This is a genomic window from Alcanivorax sp. HI0083 (assembly GCF_001635175.1).
In genome coordinates this window covers 1-2,158 of record NZ_LWFX01001339.1, presented here as the reverse complement: position 1 = coordinate 2,158, position 2,158 = coordinate 1, and the positions used below count along the sequence as shown (strand labels likewise).

Genomic DNA, 2,158 nt, shown 5'->3' with positions numbered 1-2,158 from the left:
CGTGCTGAGCCGGCCGGGCTGGATGCCCTGTGCGCAGAATTTCCGGACCTGAAAGTTCACACCGGTAGCTTCAAAAAAGGCTGGATGGGCAAGGCCCGTCGCCTGATCGTGAGCCCGGGTGTGGCGGTATCGACCCCGGCCATCGCCGAGCAGGTCGTGGATGGCAAGGAAGTGATTGGCGACATTGAGCTGTTCGCCCGTGCGGCCAGCGAGCCGCTGGTGGCGATTACCGGCTCCAATGCCAAGAGCACAGTGACCACGTTGCTGGGGCAGGTGGCGGATGCTTGCGGGATGAACCCGGGCATCGGCGGCAACCTGGGTGTGGCGGCGCTGGAATTGCTGGACGATCAGGCCCGCTTGTATGTGCTGGAATTGTCCAGCTTCCAGCTGGAAACCACTTACAGCCTGAGTGCAGAAGTGGCCACGGTTCTCAACGTGTCCCAGGACCATCTGGACCGTTACGCCAGTTTCGCCGATTACCTGGCGGCCAAGCAGCGCGTGTATGACGGTTGCCAGGTGGCAGTCTGGAACCGTGATGACCTGGCTACCCGTCCGCCGGCCACCGTGGCGCGCCAGATCAGTTTTGGTGCCCATCCGGAAGCGGATTACCGGCTGGATAGCGAAAACGGTCAGCTGCTGTGTCGGGGTGAGCGGCTGTTGTCGCTGTCCGAGCTGGCGCTGACCGGCCACCACAATGCCATGAATATTCTCTCGGTACTGGCGATCAGTGATGCGCTGTCCCTGAACCGGGACAAGGCCCTGGCCACCGTAAAAGCCTTCACCGGTCTGCCACACCGTTGTCAGTTGGTTGCGGAAGCCGGTGGCGTGCGCTGGTTCAACGATTCCAAGGCGACCAATGTGGGCGCCACGCTAGCTGCGCTCACCGGCATCGGTGAAAGCATTGAGGGCAAAGTCATTTTGGTGGCGGGCGGTCAGGGCAAAGGGCAGGACTTTTCCCCGCTGGCCGAGCCGGCGCGGCAATATTTGCGTGCCGCCCTGTTGATGGGCGAAGACCGCAATACCGTGGCTCAGGGCATGTCCGCTGCCCCCTGCGAACTGGTAGCTGATATGGCCGCTGCCGTTGCCCGTGCCCATGCGCTGGCACAGCCGGGTGACGCGGTGTTGCTGTCGCCGGCCTGTGCCTCTTTCGACATGTTCAGCGGCTTTGCTGCCCGCGGCGATGATTTCTCCGCCCGTGCCCGGGAGGTGTGCCATGAGTGAGCGCATGATCCTGAAAGTGGACCGCACGGGTATCGACCAGCCGTTGTTGTGGATTGCTGTCTTGTTGGCGCTGGCGGGTCTGGTGATGGTGTCCTCCGCCAGCTTGCAGATTGCGGAAACACGCCTGGGCGACCCCTTCTATTACGCCATACGCCACGGCATTTATCTGGCGCTGGGGCTGGGTGTCGGCACCTTTGTGTACTACGCGGTGCCGTTGGCGCTGCTGGAACGCCTGCGCTTTGTGATGTTGCCCGTGGCCCTGGTGGTATTGGTGATGGTCTTTATTCCCGGGCTGGGCCGCACCGTGAATGGCTCTACCCGCTGGATTGCGTTGCCCGGCCTGACCATTCAGGCCTCGGAAATCGTCAAGCTGTGCTTTGTGCTGTATCTGGCCGGCTACGTGGCGCAACGCAAAGCCGCGCTGGAAACCGAATGGAAAGCCTTTCTGTTACCACTGGGCTTGCTGGGTGTGCTGATGCTGCTGCTGCTGCTGGAACCGGATTTCGGCGCGGTGGTGGTGCTGGGCATTACCGCCATGGGCATGTTGTTCCTGTCCGGCGTGCCGACCCTGCGCTTCCTGCTGATTGGCCTGATAGCGGTGGCTTTGGGCGGGCTGGTGGCCTTTGCCGAACCCTACAGGGTGGCGCGCCTGATGACTTTTACCGATCCCTGGGCAGACCAGTTCGGTTCTGGTTATCAGCTGACCCAGAGCCTGATTGCCTTCGGGCGCGGCCACTGGTTGGGCGTGGGGCTGGGTAACAGCGTGCAGAAACTGTTTTATCTGCCGGAAGCGCATACGGATTTTGTTTACGCGGTGATGTCTGAAGAGCTGGGCTTGTTGGGCAATGTGGCGCTGATCAGCGGCTTTATTCTGCTGGGCTGGCGGGTGTTTCGTGTGGGGCATCGTCTGGAAGAGCGCGGGCTGCTGTACCACGCC

Annotated in this window: 2 protein-coding genes; both read left to right on the top strand. The window is 62.0% G+C overall.

Going from position 1 to position 2,158, the window contains the following annotated elements:
* Positions 1 to 1,221, top strand: a 1,221-nt coding sequence (gene murD / locus A3754_RS19930; protein ID WP_063521087.1) for a UDP-N-acetylmuramoyl-L-alanine--D-glutamate ligase, incomplete at its 5' end; no start/stop codon positions are given.
* A partial coding sequence (locus A3754_RS19925) for a putative peptidoglycan glycosyltransferase FtsW (RefSeq protein WP_063521086.1) occupies positions 1,214 to 2,158 on the top strand: 945 nt, incomplete at its 3' end. The genes murD and A3754_RS19925, both read left to right, overlap by 8 nt.